This is a genomic window from Pseudoduganella sp. GW821-FHT05F09, assembly GCF_059419605.1.
In genome coordinates this window covers 1,107,962-1,123,449 of record NZ_JBWKSD010000001.1, presented here as the reverse complement: position 1 = coordinate 1,123,449, position 15,488 = coordinate 1,107,962, and the positions used below count along the sequence as shown (strand labels likewise).

The following is a 15,488-nucleotide window of genomic DNA, read 5'->3' as shown; positions in this document are numbered from 1 at the left end:
CGGTTTTCGGCGCCACTGGAGTTTCTGCTTTGTCGGACAAAATCATTCCCATTCAAGCCTACGGCAAGCCTGCCGGCGGCTTTGGCTCCCTGCGCGGCACGGCCCGCGCGCTCACCGGTTACGGCCCTTTCCCCGCGCTGCAAACGCTGGCGCACGTGAACCAGCCGCAGGGCATCGATTGCCCCGGCTGCGCCTATCCGGATTCGCCTACCGACAAGGCGGTGGATTTCTGCGAGCAGGGCGCCTGGGCGATTTCGCACGAAGCCACGCCCAAGCGCGCCACGCCCGCGCATTTCGCAGCGCACACGGTCAGCGAGCTGCGCAAAGGCGAGGAATGGCAGCTCGAGGCACTTGGCCGGCTGACCGCGCCCATGCTGTACGACCGCGCCAGCGACACCTACCGCGAAATTGAATGGCCGCAGGCTTTCGAGCTGGCCGGTGCGGCCCTCCGCGCGCTGGACAATCCGAACCGCGCGGTGTTCTACGCGTCCGGCCGCAGCAGCAATGAAGCGGCCTTCCCGTACCAGCTGTTCGCGCGCGCCTTCGGCACCAACAATCTGCCCGACTCGTCCAACTATTGCCACGAGGCGTCGGGCGATGCCTTGCGCCTGTCCATCGGCGTGGGCAAGTCCACCGTCACGCGCGAGGACTTCGAGCATGCGGAAGCGATTTTCGTGTTCGGCCAGAACCCGGCCACCAACCACCCGCGCATGCTGGGCGACCTGCGCCACGCCAAGCTGCGCGGCTGCAAAATTGTGGTGTTCAACCCGCTGCTGGAGCGCGGCCTGCAAAAATTCACGGACCCGCAAGCCGCAGGCGAACTGCTGACCGGCGGCAGCACGCCTATCGCGGACGAGTACTACCAGGTGCGCGTGGGCGGCGACCTGGCGGCTATCACCGGCATCATCAAGGCGCTGCTGGAAGCGGACGATGCGCATGCCACCGGACTGCTGGACCGCGCCTTCATCGCGGAACACACGCAGGGCTTCGAAGCGCTGGAAGCCGTGGTGCGCGCGCAGGCTTGGCCGGAGATCGAAGCCCGCAGCGGCCTGTCCCGCGCCCAGATGGAGCAAGCCGCGCAGCTGTACGCGGCGTCGAACGCCACCATCAGCACTTGGTGCATGGGCCTGACGCAGCACGAATACGCGGTCGAAACCATACAGATGCTGGCCAATCTGATGCTCTTGCGGGGCAATGTCGGCAAGCCCGGCGCCGGCCTGATGCCGGTGCGCGGACACTCCAACGTGCAGGGCGACCGCACGGTGGGCGTCACCAGCCGGCCAAAAGCCGAGTGGCTGCAAGGCCTGGAGCGTGTGTTCGGTTTTACGCCGCCGTCCGCACCGGGGCTGGACGCTGTGGCCGTCATTCGCGGCCTGCTGGATGGCTCGGTGCATGCGTTCACCAGCCTGGGCGGCAACTTCGCCGTGGCCGGGCCGGACAGCCCGCGCGTGTTGGACGCGCTGTCGCGCTGCAAGCTGACGGTGCATATCGCCACCAAGCTCAATCGCACGCATCTATACCCCGGCGAGACGGGCTTGCTGCTGCCGTGCCTGGGCCGCACCGAACACGACGAGCAGGCCGGCGGCCAGCAGTTCGTCAGCGTGGAGGACACCGCCAGCATGGTGCACGCGTCCACCGGCCGCAACCGCCCGGCCAGCGACAAGCTGCGCTCGGAGCCGCATATCGTGACCGAACTGGCGCGCCACACGCTGCCCGCTTCCACGATAGACTGGACCGGCATGGGCCGCGACTACGACCTGACGCGCGAGCTGATCGAGCGCGTGGCGCAGGGCGCGGTGGCGGGCTTTGAGCAGTACAACGCCAACATCCGCCGCAAGCGCGGCTTCCATCTGCCCAACACGGCGGCGCTGAGGGAATGGAAGACCGACAGCGGCAAGGCCAACTTCGCGCCGCACGCGCTGCCGCAGGACGGCATCATGCGGCGCGCCCGCGCCGTGCATGGAGACAGGGTAGTGTGCCTGGCCACGGTGCGCGCGCACCGCCAGTACAACACCACGGTTTACCACGACCCCACGGGCGAAGTGGACCGCTACCGTGGCGTGCACGGCACGCGCAAAGTGCTGTTCATCGGCCCGGACACGCTGGCGCGGCTGGGCTTCAAGGACGGCGACACGGTCAGGCTGCGTGCCGCCTCCCTGGACGGAATCGAACGCATGGTGGAAGGCTACCGCCTGGTCGAGTATCCTATCCACGGCGACGACGTGTTTGGCTACTTCCCTGAGCTGACGCCGCTGTCCTCGCCGGACCTGACTGCGCGCGGCTCGAACACACCGGCTTTCAAGCAAGTGCCAATTTTGATCGAGCGGTGATGGGGCGGCGCCGATAAACCAGTATTGCGGGAGCGGGTATGGACAGGCTGGAAGCAATGCGCATGTTTGTGCGGGTCGTTGAAGTGAACAGCTTTAACAAGGCTGCCGAAGGCTTGTCGCTGCCGCCATCGACGGTCACGCGCGCGTTGAAGGAACTGGAGTCGCACCTGGGCGTGCGCCTGCTGCAAAGGACCACGCGCCGCCTCAGCCTCACGCCCGACGGCAGCATCTACTACGCGCATTGCCGCCGGCTGCTGGATGAGCTCAACGAAGTGGAGTCCGGCTTTGCGGGCAATGTGGGCCGTCCGCGCGGCAAGCTGCGGGTGGACATGACGCCGTCTTTCGCGCGCAACTTCGTCATTCCATCGGTTGGCCAGTTCCTGGACCGCTATCCGGAGGTGCAGATCGCCGTCACGGTGAGCGACCGGCCGGTGGACCTGGTGCAGGAGGGCATAGACTGCGTGATCCGCGCCGGCCAGCCCGAGGACTCCACCTCGCTGGTGGCGCGCCAGATCGCCAGTTTCGGATGGACCGTCTGCGCCGCGCCGTCCTATATCGCCCAATACGGCGCGCCGCAAACGCTGGAGGACTTGCACGGCCATCACGCGGTCGGCTATCTGCTGGGCCGGACGGGCAGGGAGATGGACTGGGTGTTCAGCGAGGGCCATTCCACCATCAGCGTGCCGGTGAAGAGCCGCATGTCCACCAACGACACCAGCACCTATGTGCAGGCAGGGCTGCAGGGACTGGGGCTGATCTGCACGGCCTCCTACCTGGTGCGGCCGCATATCCTGACGGGCGCGCTCATGCCGCTGCTGACGGGCTACCACTCGCCGCGCGTCCCCATTTCGGTCATGTATCCGCAGAACCGCCACTTGTCGCCCACGGTGCGCGCCTTTATCGACTGGATAGCCGAGCTGATGACCGAATCCTCGCCCAGCTAAAATCAGCTTGACAGCATGGTGTATCTGCATCATACTGGTTTTCATCATGAAGAACACCGCCACCACCACGCAAGCCGACGCCAGTCTGATGGAGGACGTGGTCAGCCAGTGCCTGCTGACGCGGACGCGGACGATTTCCCGCGTTATCACCAGTATTTACGACAGCGAGCTGCGGCCACACGGCCTGACCTCGTCGCAGTTTTCCCTGCTGGTGCGCATTGCGCGCATGAAGGGGGCGAGCAGGGCGGACCTGGCGCGCGCCAGCCACCAGGAACGCTCGACCTCCACCCGCAACCTGCAAGTGGTGCTGAACGAAGGCTGGGCGGAGGAGGTGACGCCGGACAGCGGCCGTAGCCGTCCCATCCTGATCTCCCCGGCAGGCCGCGCGCTGCTGCACGCGGCAGGCCCGGCCTGGCGCGCAGCGCAGGCCAAGGCACGGCGTCTGCTGGGCGAGGAGGGCGCCGCGTCGCTGGTGAGCGTGGCAGACAGCCTGCCGCCGGAGTAGGTTTTCATTTTTTTTACCCTGTATGGTGTATCTACACCATCAAGAAGGAGCAGTCATGAACACGCAAGCCCAGCACGACAAACCCATACTGGTAACCGGCGCGGCGGGCGACGTCGGCGCCATAGGCCGCCACCTCACCGCCATGCTGCTGGCCAAGGGCCACAAGGTGCGCGCCCTGGTGCGGCGGGAAGACGAGCGCGCCGATGCCTTGCGCCAGCTCGGCGCCGAGGTGGTGGTAGGGGATCTGACCAGCCTGGACGACATGCACCGCGCGGTGGAAGGCTGCGCACGCATCTACTTTGGCATGTCGGTTTCGGCGGCCTATCTGGAAGCGACAGTCAACCTGGCTGCGGTGGCGCGCCACCATGGGGTGGAGGCCATCGTCAACATCTCGCAGATGACGGTATCCCAGATGAGCATGACTGAAACCACGGGCAGTCCGCAGCACAAGCTGCACTGGCTGGCCGAACAGGCGCTGGCGTGGTCCGGTTTGCCTGTGGTGACGCTGCGCCCGACTGTGTTTTTTGAAGGCTTCTTCCTGCGCCTGGCGGCAGCAGGCGTGAAGGAGAGCGACCAGCTGGTCCTGCCCCTGGGCAGCAGCAAAACCTCGCCCATCTCCGCCGTGGACGTGGCGCGCGCCGCCGCCGTGATACTGGCGGACCCGGCGCCCCATATCGGCAGCATCTACAACCTGACCGGCCCCGAATCGCTGGACCTGCAGCAGTACGCACACGAGTTCAGCGCGGCGCTGGGCCGCACCATCAGCTATGTGAACGTGCCCGTGGCCGCCTGGACGGAGAAACTGCGCAGCCTGGGCGTGCCGCAGCACCTGCTGAGCCATCTGGGCGTGATGGCCGAACTGCACCTGGAAGGGCGCTACGACCGCATGAGCGGCGACTTCCTCCGCCTGACAGGGCAGGAGCCCATGGGCGCGCGCGAGTTTGCGCGCAGCCACGCAAAAGAATTCACGCAGGGATAAACCCACTGCGGAATAAGCAGCATCCTCTTAACTTTGGAAATACTGGAGCAGCAGCATGAGCAACAAGATTCAGGAAGTACTGTACACCGGCAAAACCCACACCACCGGCGGCCGCGACGGCGCCTCGCGCAGTTCCGACGGCCGCCTGGACGTCAAATTGAGCGCCCCCTGGTCCAAGGGGGAGGGCACCAATCCCGAGCAGCTGCTGGCTGCGGGCTGGTCCGCGTGCTACGTGGGTGCGATAGGGAAGGCGAGCGCCGAGTTGGGCGTGGCAGTACCGGCCGGCGCCGCAGTCGACGCGGAAGTGGACCTGGCGAAAGGCGACAAAGGTTTCCAGCTGCAGGCGCGCCTGCACGTGAGCCTGCCGGGCGTGGACAGGGAAGTGGCGCAGAAGATTGTCGACCGCGCGCACGAAACTTGCCCATACTCGAAAGCGCTGTATGCCAGCACCAATGTGAAAACCACGCTGGCCTAATGCCTGCCTGGACCGCAGGCCAGGGCTTGCGGTCCCATTTCACGCAAATACCAAACTCGAGATTACTGTTTATATTGTCGAGTAAGAATACTGTACGAAATACTGTATGTTATACTGGGTTTATGACCAGTAAATTTTCCTTGATCAATCTGGAACCGCTAACCGGGCAGGCCCCGCGAACGGATTTGTATCCCTACCGTGAAATGCCGGAAGATGCGCTGACGGACGCGCGCACGGACAGCGAAATCGCACGCGAATTCATCGGCCATGGCGAGTTGAGCGCCAAGTCCCGCACCAACACGCAAAAAGAGCTGTTCCGCTTCCTGACCTGGTGCCGCGAAGAAGCCGGCAAGTCGCTGCGCCAGCTGCAAGTGGCGGACCTGAATGCCTACAAGGAGTTCCTTCGGGAGCCGCCGCCGGACTGGATATCGACCACCAAATGGCCGCGCACGGACCCGCGCTACAGGCCGTTCACCGGGCCGCTGTCGGACCCGAGCCGGCGCCAGGCCATGATTGCCGTCAAGGGGCTGATGGCGTTTGCCGAACAAACCGGCTATCTGCGGCGCGATCCCGGCGCCTTGGTCAAGCATGTGAAAACGCGCGGCGGCAGCCGGATTACGCGCTACCTGAGCCAGGACGCGATCGGCCTGGCGCTGTCCACCGTGGCCAGCCGCGCGGCGGAATTGCCGTCCGAACTGCGCCGCCGCGCGCGCGACCTGTTCCTGCTGCTGGCCTACGCCCACACCGGCGCGCGCCTGAACGAAATTGTCAGCGCCAATATGGGCGACCTGTACACCGAAGGCGGCGGCCGCTGGTGGCTGGATCTGCTTGGCAAAGGCAACAAGCCGCGCCGCGTGCCGGTGCCGCCCGAACTGCTGGACGCCTACCGCGCTTACCGCCAGGCTTACGGCATGCTGCCGCAATCCGGCCGCGCCGACACCACGCCGCTGGTGCTGTCCAGCCGCAGCCGCGAACCGGCGCGCCTGACCGACGAAGCCGCGTCCAACGCGCTCAAAGCCGTGTTTGCAGCGGCGGCCGGCGCGGCGGCGGCGCAAGGCGACAGCGATATGGCGGCCACGCTGAGGCAGGCGTCCGCGCACTGGCTGCGGCACAGCATGCTTACCAATCACGCCAACAACGGCGTACAGTTGAAGACGCTGCAGGACACGGCCGGCCACGCCAGCATCGCCACCACCGCAGCCTATCTGCACAAGACCGATAACCAGCGCCACGACGAAATTATGGCCTCGGTGAGCGGCCAAAGGGTTGAGCAGCCTTAGCCGCAAACCGGCCGGCAGCCTATAATGATGCCCAATTCACAGAACACTACGGAACTCCCCCATGGAAATTAAGGTCAACTTTCTCGATAAGCTACGCCTGGAAGCCAAATTCGATGACTTCACGGTGGTGGCCGACCAGCCCATCCGCTACAAAGGCGATGGCTCCGCACCTGGTCCGTTCGACTATTTCCTGGCTTCGTCGGCCCTGTGCGCCGCCTATTTCGTAAAGCTGTATTGCGATACCCGCAATATTTCGACTGAAAATATCCGCCTGTCGCAGAACAATATCGTTGATCCGGAAAACCGTTACCAGCAGATTTTCAAGATCCAGGTCGAACTGCCGGCGGATATTTCCGCCAAGGACCGCCAGGGCATTTTGCGCTCCATCGACCGCTGCACCGTGAAAAAAGTGGTGCAGCAAGGCCCCGAATTCATTATTGAAGAAGTCGAGAATCTGGACGCCGACGCCCAGGCTTTGCTGACGCTGAAGCCCGATACCGACGCCAGCACCTATATCCTGGGCAAGGATCTGCCGCTGGAGCAGACCATTGCCAATATGTCGTCGGTGCTGGCCGGCCTGGGCATCAAGATCGAGATCGCTTCGTGGCGCAATATCATTCCCAATGTGTGGTCGCTGCATATCCGCGACGCGCATTCGCCAATGTGCTTCACCAACGGCAAAGGCGCGACCAAGGAAAGCGCTTTGGCGTCCGCCTTGGGCGAATACATCGAGCGGCTGAACAACAATCACTTCTACGCCGGCTCGTTCTGGGGCGAAGACATCGCCAACGCGGAGTTTGTGCATTACCCCAACGAGCGCTGGTTCAAGCCTGGCCGCAAAGATGCGCTGCCGCCTGAAATCCTGGATGAATACAGCCTGGAGATCTACAACCCGGACGGCGAACTGCGCGGTTCGCATCTGATCGACACCAATTCCGGCAACGCGGAGCGCGGCATTTGTTCGCTGCCGTATGTGCGTATTTCCGACGGTAAGGAAGTCTATTTCCCGTCCAATCTGGTCGAGAATCTGTTCGTCAGCAATGGCATGAGCGCCGGCAATACGCTGGTCGAAGCGCAGGTGCAATGCCTGTCCGAGATTTTCGAACGCGCGGTAAAGCGCGAGATCCTGGAAGGCGAAATCGCGCTGCCGGACGTGCCGCAGGAAGTGCTGGCGAAATACCCCGGCATACTGGCCGGCATACGCGGCCTGGAAGAACAGGGCTTCCCTGTGCTGGTGAAGGACGCGTCGCTGGGCGGAACCTACCCGGTCATGTGCGTCACCTTGATGAACCCGCGCACGGGCGGCGTGTTTGCCTCCTTCGGCGCGCATCCAAGCCTGGAAGTGGCGCTGGAACGCAGCTTGACGGAATTGCTGCAAGGCCGCAGCTTCGAGGGCCTGAACGACCTGCCACGGCCCACCTTTGCCAGCAATGCCGTGACCGAGCCGAACAACTTTGTGGAACACTTCATCGATTCCAGCGGCATCGTATCGTGGCGCTTCTTCAGCGCCAAAGCCGACTATGACTTCGTGGAATGGGATTTCTCCGGCCAGGGCGAGAATTCGAATGCCGAAGAAGCCGCCACCTTGTTCGGCATCCTCAAGGACATGGGTAAAGAAGCCTACATGGCGGTGTACGACAATCTGGGCGCCACGGCGTGCCGCATCCTGGTGCCGGGCTATTCGGAAATCTACCCGGTGGAAGACCTGATCTGGGACAACACCAACAAGGCCCTGCTGTTCCGTTCCGATATCTTGAACCTGCACCGCCTGGACGACACCAGCCTGGAAGCGCTGCTGGACCGCCTGGAGAACAGCGAACTGGACGAGTACGGCGACATCGCGACGCTGATCGGCATCGAATTCGACGAAAACACGGTCTGGGGCCAGCTGACCACCATGGAGCTGAAGCTGCTGATCCATCTGGCATTGCAGCAGTTCGAGGAAGCGCAGGAGCTGGTGGAAGCCTTCCTGCAGTACAACGACAACACGGTGGAGCGCAGGTTGTTCTACCAGGCGCTCAATGTGGTGCTGGAAGTCGAGCTGGATGACGACCTGGAGCTGGAAGACTACGAGGTCAATTTCCGCCGCATGTACGGCAACGAGCGCATGGACGCGGTGCTGGGCTCGGTGGACGGCAGCGTGCGCTTCTATGGCCTCACGCCAACCAGCATGAAGCTGGAAGGCCTGGAGCGCCACGAGCGCCTGATCGACAGCTACAAAAAGCTGCACGCCGCCCGCGCCAAAGCGGCGGCGGCATCGCGCTAAGGCAGCTGCACCGCAACCACGTCCGGCAGTTTGCTGCGGCGGGTTGCGGGCAGATGCACGGTGAGCTTGCCGTTCTTGAACACGGCCTCCACCGGTTTGCCGTCGCCCAGCAGCACCGCTGTGAGCGGCGCTGCGGCCAGGCCGTCCAGTACCAGGTCCTTGTCCACCGGCGGGATCAGGTCGGAATCTAGCGCGCGTTCCTCCTTTTTGAACTCAGGCACGGCGAACAGGAAGCGCTGCTTGCCGACTGCGGTGGCGGGAACATTGGCCTGTTCGCCTTCCGGCAGGGCTGCGGCCTGCACGGCTGCGCGGTTCACCTTCATCCAGCCAGCGACCTCGGCCATGCTCCTATATGCCTCGGGATGCAGTTCGCCACGGGCGTCGGGGCCTACGCCGATCAGGAAATTGATGTTGAGCGACCGGGCAAGCGCAAGTTTGCCCAGCTCGAAGCCGTTGGCGTAGAACGGCGCGTCGTTATAGGCCCATCCTTGGGTCCAGGTTGTGCACCATTCGGCCCAATGTTTGCGCGCAATCTGGCTGGTTTTCAGCACCGGGCCTTCGAAGGTGACGAAGTCGCCATCCTTGAAGTAGCGCGGCGAGAGCACGATGCCGGGCTGGAGTTCGCGCACGCGTGCCTGCGTCAGGCGTGGCGCATCGCCCTCGGGCGCAGGAATCGCGCCATCGAACCAGAGCATGTCGATCTTGCCGTAGCGCGTGAGCAATTCCTCGACCTGGCCTTTGACCAGGGCGTTGTATTCCACCAGATGCCTGGCTTTCTCTTCCTTGGTTTTCACTGTCTTGCGCGGCTTGAGGTCCGCATCGAGCTCTGGAAGCCAGGGATTCAGCCGGGCGGTGCCGTAGTACATGAAATTGGTAAACTCGCGATCGAAATACCAGTCCGGGGGAGAGTAATACAGGCCGACTTTCAGGCCGTACTTCCGGCAGGCCTCGACGAACGGCCGCACCAGATCGCGTCCGCCCATGTAGTTTTTAGTGTTGAAATTGCCATAGGCACTGGGCCAGAGCGCAAAGCCTTCGTGATGGCGGGTGGTCAGGACGACATACGTGAACCCGGCCGCCTTGGCTGCCGCCACCCATTTGTCCGGGTCGTATCTGTCCGGATTGAAGTCTTTGGCCGCAGCCCAATAGGCGTTTGGGGTAATGACAGGCGGCTTGCCGTCGAAGTTCCAGTCGGCTTCGCGAATGATGCGTTCCTGGTCCTTGGGATCGTTGAACTGTTTGTTCTTCCAGGCGCCGACCATCATCGGCCACGACAAGTCGCCGACGCGCTGGCCGCGCGCATCGAACACGCTGCTGACGCCCCAGTGCAGGAACAGGCCGAAGCCGGCTTGTCCGAACCATTGCGCATCGGGATGGCTGGTGTGCGGGGCCGGACTGAAGTTTTCAACGACGCCGATCGCGCCATGCTGGGCTTTGGCGTCGGTGATCTGTGCGTGGACGGAGTTGGCGGCAGTCAGCCCGCAGCAAAGCAAGGCGGCCCACAGCCGTAGGCGTTGGGAAAAGTCCATGGGTTCTTTGGTTTGGTTAAGGTGAAATGGAGTGTTAACGTTATCACGCAATTGGCCTGCGGTTGCTATTGCGGACAACAAAAATGCGATGAAAATCCGGAAGTCAGCATTGATTCCAAGCGGCATAACCCACTGCACACGCCGCCCCTGATATTCGCATAATCTATATTATGTCAAATAGCATGTTCGGGGCTCGCGTCTTTGGGCGCAGCCATCGACTATCCGGCTGGCGCGGTCAACAAGCGGCCAGTATAGGCAATTCGAGAGATTGAAACAAAACCAGGCCTGTTGTAGGCTGTTTTTAGAATCAACTAAATACCTCTACCTTGACCCCGACCACTCCCATCCATCCGCTGCCGATCTCGATCCTGACCGTTGACGACCACCCGCTGTTTCAACAGGGTATCGCCAGCGTCATCAACGCCGAACCAGATCTTTATCTGGTCGGCCAAGCCGGCAGCGGCGCCGACGCGATCGCAATGTATCGCCAGTTGCGCCCTGCTGTCACGCTAATGGATTTGCAAATGCCTGACATGGGCGGCATCGAAGTCATTTCAGCCATCCGCGCTGAATTTCCGGCCGCGCGCATCGTCGTGCTGACCACGCTGGACGGCGACATGCATGCGACACGCGCCATCAAGGCCGGCGCGGTCGGCGTCATCTACAAGAGCACGGTGCGCAAAAACCTGCTTGAAACGCTACGTCTCGTCCACCGTGGCGGGCGTTGCATTCCGCAGCCGCTGGAGTACGCGCTGATCGGCGCGCGCGGCGGCAATGCAATCACTTCGCGCGAAGTCGATGTGATCAAGCTGGTGGCACGTGGCAACTCCAATCCCATGATTGCCGCGGCGCTGGGCTTATCCGCCGAAACGGTCAAGGGCCACATGAGTAGCATCCTTTTTAAACTGGATGCGCGCGACCGGGCGCATGCGGTGATGATCGCCCTGGAACGGGGCATCCTCAGCCTCTGACCGCGTCCCTCTGCACAACGCGGTGGGCGGTGCTATCTCAAACGAGGTAGAGCTGCGCGCCCGGCGCCGAAGGCCCCCCTTTTCGGGGGGGAAACGCGGCGCATTCTTTTCCCCGGCTCGGTCCGGCGGCAATTAAATCAGGCAAGCTGGTTATCTGAAAGCGGCATCCCTGCCTGCTTTCGCGCACGACTCCCCCACCCTACTTTGGAGAAATCATGAACAAACTCAGCTTGTTGGCCCTTGTTTGCCTGGTATCGGGCAACCCGGCATTTGCACAGGACGCCTGCCCAAAAGTTGCGCCGGTGACGGCTGCGCGGGCGGTGCCCGTGATTCACTACAAGAAGGCAAATATCGACGGTATCAATGTGTTCTACCGTGAAGCCGGGCCGGCCGGCGCACCGGTGCTGCTGTTGCTGCATGGCTTCCCGACGTCATCGCACATGTTCCGCAACCTGATCCCGCTGCTGGCGGACCGCTACCACGTGATCGCGCCGGACTTTCCCGGATTTGGCCAAAGCGACTCACCCGACCGCTCAAAGTTCAAATACACCTTCGCCAACCTGGCGGATGTGACCGATAAGCTCACCGTGGCACTCGGCGTCAAGAAATACAGCATGTATATGATGGACTACGGCGCGCCGGTCGGCTACCGGATGGCGATCAAGCATCCCGAGCGCGTGCAGACGCTGGTCGTCCAGAATGGCAATGCCTATGTCGAGGGCCTGGGCGCATTCTGGGATCCGATCAAGGCTTACTGGGCCGATGGCTCCCAGACCCACCGCGAGGCGATCGCTAACCTGGTGACGCTGCCGATCACCAAGTTCCAGTACACCGACGGCATGAGCGATGTCTCCCGTATCAGCCCCGACAACTGGATGGTGGACCAGGCCTTGCTGGACCGGCCCGGCAACCGCGAGATCCAGCTCGACCTGTTCCTCGACTATGGCACCAACCTGCCGCTGTATCCGGACTTCCAGGCCTTCTTCCGTGCGCGCAAGCCGCCGACCCTGATCGTCTGGGGCAAGAACGACAAGATATTCCCGGAAGCGGGCGCCCATCCCTACTTGCGCGACTTGCCCGCAGCTGAAATGCACATTCTCGACAGTGGCCACTTTGCACTGGAAGACCAGCTGCACGTGATGGCGCCGCTGATCCACAATTTCCTCGACCGCAAGCTTTGCAAGGATGCGAAATGAGCCAGGGCGGCCCGATTAATTCTTCGCCCGGCGTAACGCCGGCGGCCCCCGTGTCGATCGTGCTGGTGCACGGCGCTTTCGTCGATGGCTCCGGCTGGCAGGCGGTCCACGCGATTCTTTCGGCGCGGGGCTACGAGGTGCTGGTGGTGCAAAACCCGACGATCACACTGGAAGGCGACGTGGCCGCGACCGAGCGCGTCATCGCTCAGGCGCGCCACCCGGTGGTGCTGGTTGGCCATAGTTACGGTGGCGCCGTCATCACCCAGGCCGGCGCCCATCCGCGCGTGTTGGCGCTGGTGTATCTCGCGGCGTTCGTCCCGGACGTGGGCGAGTCGGTGGCGTCGCTGAACCAGCATACGGTCGAGGCTGGCGAGGCCACGGCGCCGGTGCTGGCGCCGCAGGATGGCTTCCTGATGGTAGACCCCGCGCGCTTTCCAGCGGCCTTCGGCGCGGACGTCGGTGTGGAGCGCACGCGCTTCATGGCGGCCTCGCAAGTGCCATGGGGACTCGGCGCCGCCACCGGACAAGTGACGCTTGCCGCGTGGCGCAACAAGCCGGTCCATTATCTGATCGCCACGGATGACCTGATGATACCGCCCAGCGCACAGCGCAGGATGGCCGACAGGGCCGGTGCCCGGGTGGTGGAGCTGGAGAGCAGTCACGCGGTGATGCTGGCGCGGCCAAGCGAGGTGGCGGCGTTCATCGAGTGCGCCACCAGGCCGAAGGCCTGATATGAGCGCCTCCCCGGCCTTCCCTCCCGTGACCTACCACCGCTCGCACAAGGTCGGCGGCCTCACGGTCTTTTACCGTGAAGCCGGGGCTGCCGATGCGCCGGTCGTGGTCCTGCTGCATGGCTTCCCCAGCTCGTCGCACATGTTCCGTCGCCTGATACCGGCGCTGGCCGACCAATATCGCGTGATTGCGCCGGATCTGCCAGGCTTCGGCCTGTCGGACATGCCGTCGGCGGCGGATTTCCCGTACAGCTTCGCAGTCTTCGCGGACATTATCGATCAACTGTTGGCGCAGCTGGGTGCCGGGCATTACGCCCTGTACGTGATGGATTACGGTGCGCCGGTCGGCTTTCGGCTGGCGCTCCTGCATCCCGAACGCGTGTCGGCGCTGGTGATACAGAACGGCAACGCGTATGAGGCCGGCATGGGGGATTTCTGGGCCACGACGCGTGCGCTGTGGGCTGACAACAGCGCGGCGAATCGCGACGCCATGCGGCCCTTCCTGAAGCTGGCGGCCACCCGCTTCCAGTACGTCGAGGGGGTGCAGGACGTGGCGCGCATCGATCCAGCGGCCTGGATACATGACCAGTTTTTCCTTGACCGTCCAGGTAACGATGAGATCCAGTTCGCCATCATGTACGACTACCGGACCAACGTCGCCATGTATCCCGCGTTCCACGACTACTTCCGGAACTTTCAACCGCCCGCGCTGATTTTATGGGGAATCAACGATCCCATCTTTCTGCCGGAAGGTGCGCAAGCCTTCCGGCGCGATTTGCCGCAGGCGGAACTGCATCGCCTCGAAACCGGGCATTTCGCCCTGGAAGACAAGGCGGACGAGATGGTACCGCTTATCCGCCAATTCCTCGGACGGCACTTACACAGGCACTTACCCAACTAAGGAGAGTTACATGCAAACTACTTCAACCGAGAAAACCAGCGTGCGGGCCACTGGCGGCGGCGCACGCCTGCTCGATCCCGCCGATACGCTGGTGCTGCTGCTCGACCATCAGTCCGGCCTGTTCCAGACCGTCAAGGATATCCCGGTGGCCGACTTGCGGCGCAACGTGGCAATGATAGCCCGGCTGTGCACCTTGCTGAAGATCCCGGTCATCACCACCGCTTCAGAGCCCGCAGGCAGCAACGGCCCGCTGATGCCGGAGATCCACGAGCTGGCGCCGCACGCCGTCTACGTACCGCGCAAGGGCGAAGTTAACGCCTGGGACAATGAAGACTTCGTCGAGCAGGTCCGCTCAACCGGCCGCAAGACGCTGGTGATGGCGGGCGTATGGACCAGTGTCTGCGTGATGTTTCCCGCGCTCGACGCCGTCGCTGCGGGCTACGATGTGTACGCCGTCATCGATGCTTCCGGCGACCCCAGCGAGATAGCCTCCCGCGTCTCGCTGGCCCGCTTCGTCCAGGGCGGCGTCAAGCCAACCAGTACCAACGCCCTGCTGTCGGAAATGCATCGTACCTGGGCGCGTCCCGAGGCGGCCGACCTGGCGCAGTTGTATGCGCTGGCCGCGCCCAATTACGCGGCCGTGATGGAGAGCTACGCTCGCGCGCAGCAAGCCGCCAGAGACAATAGTTAGGGAGCTGCCATGGCATACGGATTCATGGATATCGCGCGCACGCCGGCGGTGCGTGCTGCGCAGGCCGAGATGGGCGCGGATCACCTCTGGGCGGATTTCGAAGGGCACCGCGACTTCGACCGCTTCAGCGAGCAGGAGGCCGGGTTCATCGCGCAGCAGGATACCTTGTATCTGGCATCGGTCTCGGAAACCGGCTGGCCTTACGTCCAGCACCGCGGCGGCCCTCCCGGTTTCTTGAAGATGATCGACAACCAGACCCTGGCCTTCGCCGATTACCGGGGCAACCGGCAATACATCAGCACGGGGAATGTCAAAGCCCATGACCGTGCCTGCATAATCTTGGTCGACTATCCCCGGCGTGCACGCCTGAAAATCTACGTCCACGCGGAAACGCTGGCGCTCGATGCGGAACCGCAATTGACAGAACGCGTACTGGACAAGGGTTACGGGGCGAAGCCGGAACGGCTGTTCAGATTGCGGCTGCAGGCATTCGATTGGAACTGCCCCCAGCACATTACCAGGCGTTACACCGAAGCGCAGATTGCCGCCGTGACTCAACCGCTCCGTGAGCGCATTGCGCAGTTGGAACGGGAGAACACTGCATTGCAGGCGAGATTTGGCCTGCGGGACGCGCCACCGGGATAGGACCGCAACCACCTGCTTTCATTCATTATCAAAAATGTAGCTATA

14 protein-coding genes are annotated in these 15,488 nt (G+C 63.1%); 13 read left to right on the top strand and 1 reads right to left on the bottom strand.

The features are described from left to right. Positions 1–29 precede the first annotated feature (29 nt). The 7 genes from AC07S4_RS04730 to AC07S4_RS04700 all read left to right on the top strand — a co-directional run bounded on the left by AC07S4_RS04730 (position 30) and on the right by AC07S4_RS04700 (position 8,779). On the top strand, positions 30–2,330 hold the full coding sequence (locus AC07S4_RS04730; RefSeq protein WP_494985496.1) for an FdhF/YdeP family oxidoreductase: 2,301 nt from the start codon (positions 30–32) through the stop codon (positions 2,328–2,330). Between the two features lie 38 nt (positions 2,331–2,368). After that, on the top strand, positions 2,369–3,274 hold the full coding sequence (locus AC07S4_RS04725) for a LysR family transcriptional regulator (protein ID WP_494985495.1): 906 nt from the start codon (positions 2,369–2,371) through the stop codon (positions 3,272–3,274). A gap of 46 nt (positions 3,275–3,320) precedes the next feature. Further along, on the top strand, positions 3,321–3,779 hold the full coding sequence (locus AC07S4_RS04720) for a MarR family winged helix-turn-helix transcriptional regulator (RefSeq protein WP_494985494.1): 459 nt from the start codon (positions 3,321–3,323) through the stop codon (positions 3,777–3,779). Positions 3,780–3,834: 55 nt separating this feature from the next. Continuing rightward, positions 3,835–4,758 carry an NmrA family NAD(P)-binding protein gene (locus AC07S4_RS04715; RefSeq protein WP_494985493.1) on the top strand — a complete coding sequence of 308 codons (924 nt, stop codon included), beginning with the start codon at positions 3,835–3,837 and terminating at the stop codon, positions 4,756–4,758. Positions 4,759–4,813: 55 nt separating this feature from the next. Continuing rightward, a complete protein-coding gene (locus tag AC07S4_RS04710; RefSeq protein WP_494985492.1) occupies positions 4,814–5,233 on the top strand; it encodes an organic hydroperoxide resistance protein in 420 nt (139 codons plus the stop codon). Between the two features lie 185 nt (positions 5,234–5,418). After that, positions 5,419–6,513: a tyrosine-type recombinase/integrase gene (locus AC07S4_RS04705; protein WP_494985491.1), complete on the top strand. Its 1,095-nt coding sequence runs from the start codon at positions 5,419–5,421 to the stop codon at positions 6,511–6,513. A gap of 61 nt (positions 6,514–6,574) precedes the next feature. Further along, positions 6,575–8,779, top strand: a complete 2,205-nt coding sequence (locus AC07S4_RS04700; RefSeq protein WP_494985490.1) for an OsmC domain/YcaO domain-containing protein — start codon at positions 6,575–6,577, stop codon at positions 8,777–8,779. Here AC07S4_RS04700 and AC07S4_RS04695 read toward each other — a convergent pair. After that, complete coding sequence (locus AC07S4_RS04695) at positions 8,776–10,308, bottom strand: alpha-L-fucosidase (RefSeq protein ID WP_494985489.1); 1,533 nt, start codon at positions 10,306–10,308, stop codon at positions 8,776–8,778. The genes AC07S4_RS04700 and AC07S4_RS04695 overlap by 4 nt on opposite strands. A 326-nt stretch (positions 10,309–10,634) precedes the next feature. Here AC07S4_RS04695 and AC07S4_RS04690 point away from each other — a divergent pair, with 326 nt between their 5' ends. From AC07S4_RS04690 to AC07S4_RS04665, 6 genes are all read left to right on the top strand, one after another. Further along, a complete protein-coding gene (locus tag AC07S4_RS04690; RefSeq protein WP_494985488.1) occupies positions 10,635–11,279 on the top strand; it encodes a response regulator in 645 nt (214 codons plus the stop codon). A gap of 215 nt (positions 11,280–11,494) precedes the next feature. Further along, complete coding sequence (locus AC07S4_RS04685) at positions 11,495–12,475, top strand: alpha/beta fold hydrolase (RefSeq protein WP_494985487.1); 981 nt, start codon at positions 11,495–11,497, stop codon at positions 12,473–12,475. Positions 12,476–12,525: 50 nt separating this feature from the next. Next, complete coding sequence (locus tag AC07S4_RS04680) at positions 12,526–13,206, top strand: alpha/beta fold hydrolase (protein WP_494985486.1); 681 nt, start codon at positions 12,526–12,528, stop codon at positions 13,204–13,206. A gap of 1 nt (position 13,207) precedes the next feature. Then, entirely contained in the window at positions 13,208–14,107 is a 900-nt protein-coding gene (locus tag AC07S4_RS04675; RefSeq protein WP_494985485.1) for an alpha/beta fold hydrolase, read from the top strand. A gap of 10 nt (positions 14,108–14,117) precedes the next feature. Beyond that, positions 14,118–14,798 (top strand): isochorismatase family protein, encoded by a 681-nt coding sequence (locus AC07S4_RS04670; protein ID WP_494985484.1) that lies wholly within the window; start codon positions 14,118–14,120, stop codon positions 14,796–14,798. Positions 14,799–14,807: 9 nt separating this feature from the next. Beyond that, positions 14,808–15,443 (top strand): pyridoxamine 5'-phosphate oxidase family protein, encoded by a 636-nt coding sequence (locus AC07S4_RS04665; RefSeq protein WP_494985483.1) that lies wholly within the window; start codon positions 14,808–14,810, stop codon positions 15,441–15,443. Positions 15,444–15,488: the final 45 nt, after the last annotated feature.

Excerpts from the sequence above, each read along its gene's own strand:
- AC07S4_RS04720 (WP_494985494.1), top strand. The coding sequence starts at position 3,321 with ATGAAGAACACCGCCACCACCACGCAAGCCGACGCCAGTCTGATGGAG.
- AC07S4_RS04695 (WP_494985489.1), bottom strand. The coding sequence starts at position 10,308 with ATGGACTTTTCCCAACGCCTACGGCTGTGGGCCGCCTTGCTTTGCTGC.
- AC07S4_RS04700 (WP_494985490.1), top strand. The coding sequence starts at position 6,575 with ATGGAAATTAAGGTCAACTTTCTCGATAAGCTACGCCTGGAAGCCAAA.
- AC07S4_RS04710 (WP_494985492.1), top strand. The coding sequence starts at position 4,814 with ATGAGCAACAAGATTCAGGAAGTACTGTACACCGGCAAAACCCACACC.
- AC07S4_RS04670 (WP_494985484.1), top strand. The coding sequence starts at position 14,118 with ATGCAAACTACTTCAACCGAGAAAACCAGCGTGCGGGCCACTGGCGGC.
- AC07S4_RS04685 (WP_494985487.1), top strand. The coding sequence starts at position 11,495 with ATGAACAAACTCAGCTTGTTGGCCCTTGTTTGCCTGGTATCGGGCAAC.
- AC07S4_RS04675 (WP_494985485.1), top strand. The coding sequence starts at position 13,208 with ATGAGCGCCTCCCCGGCCTTCCCTCCCGTGACCTACCACCGCTCGCAC.
- AC07S4_RS04665 (WP_494985483.1), top strand. The coding sequence starts at position 14,808 with ATGGCATACGGATTCATGGATATCGCGCGCACGCCGGCGGTGCGTGCT.
- AC07S4_RS04715 (WP_494985493.1), top strand. The coding sequence starts at position 3,835 with ATGAACACGCAAGCCCAGCACGACAAACCCATACTGGTAACCGGCGCG.
- AC07S4_RS04725 (WP_494985495.1), top strand. The coding sequence starts at position 2,369 with ATGGACAGGCTGGAAGCAATGCGCATGTTTGTGCGGGTCGTTGAAGTG.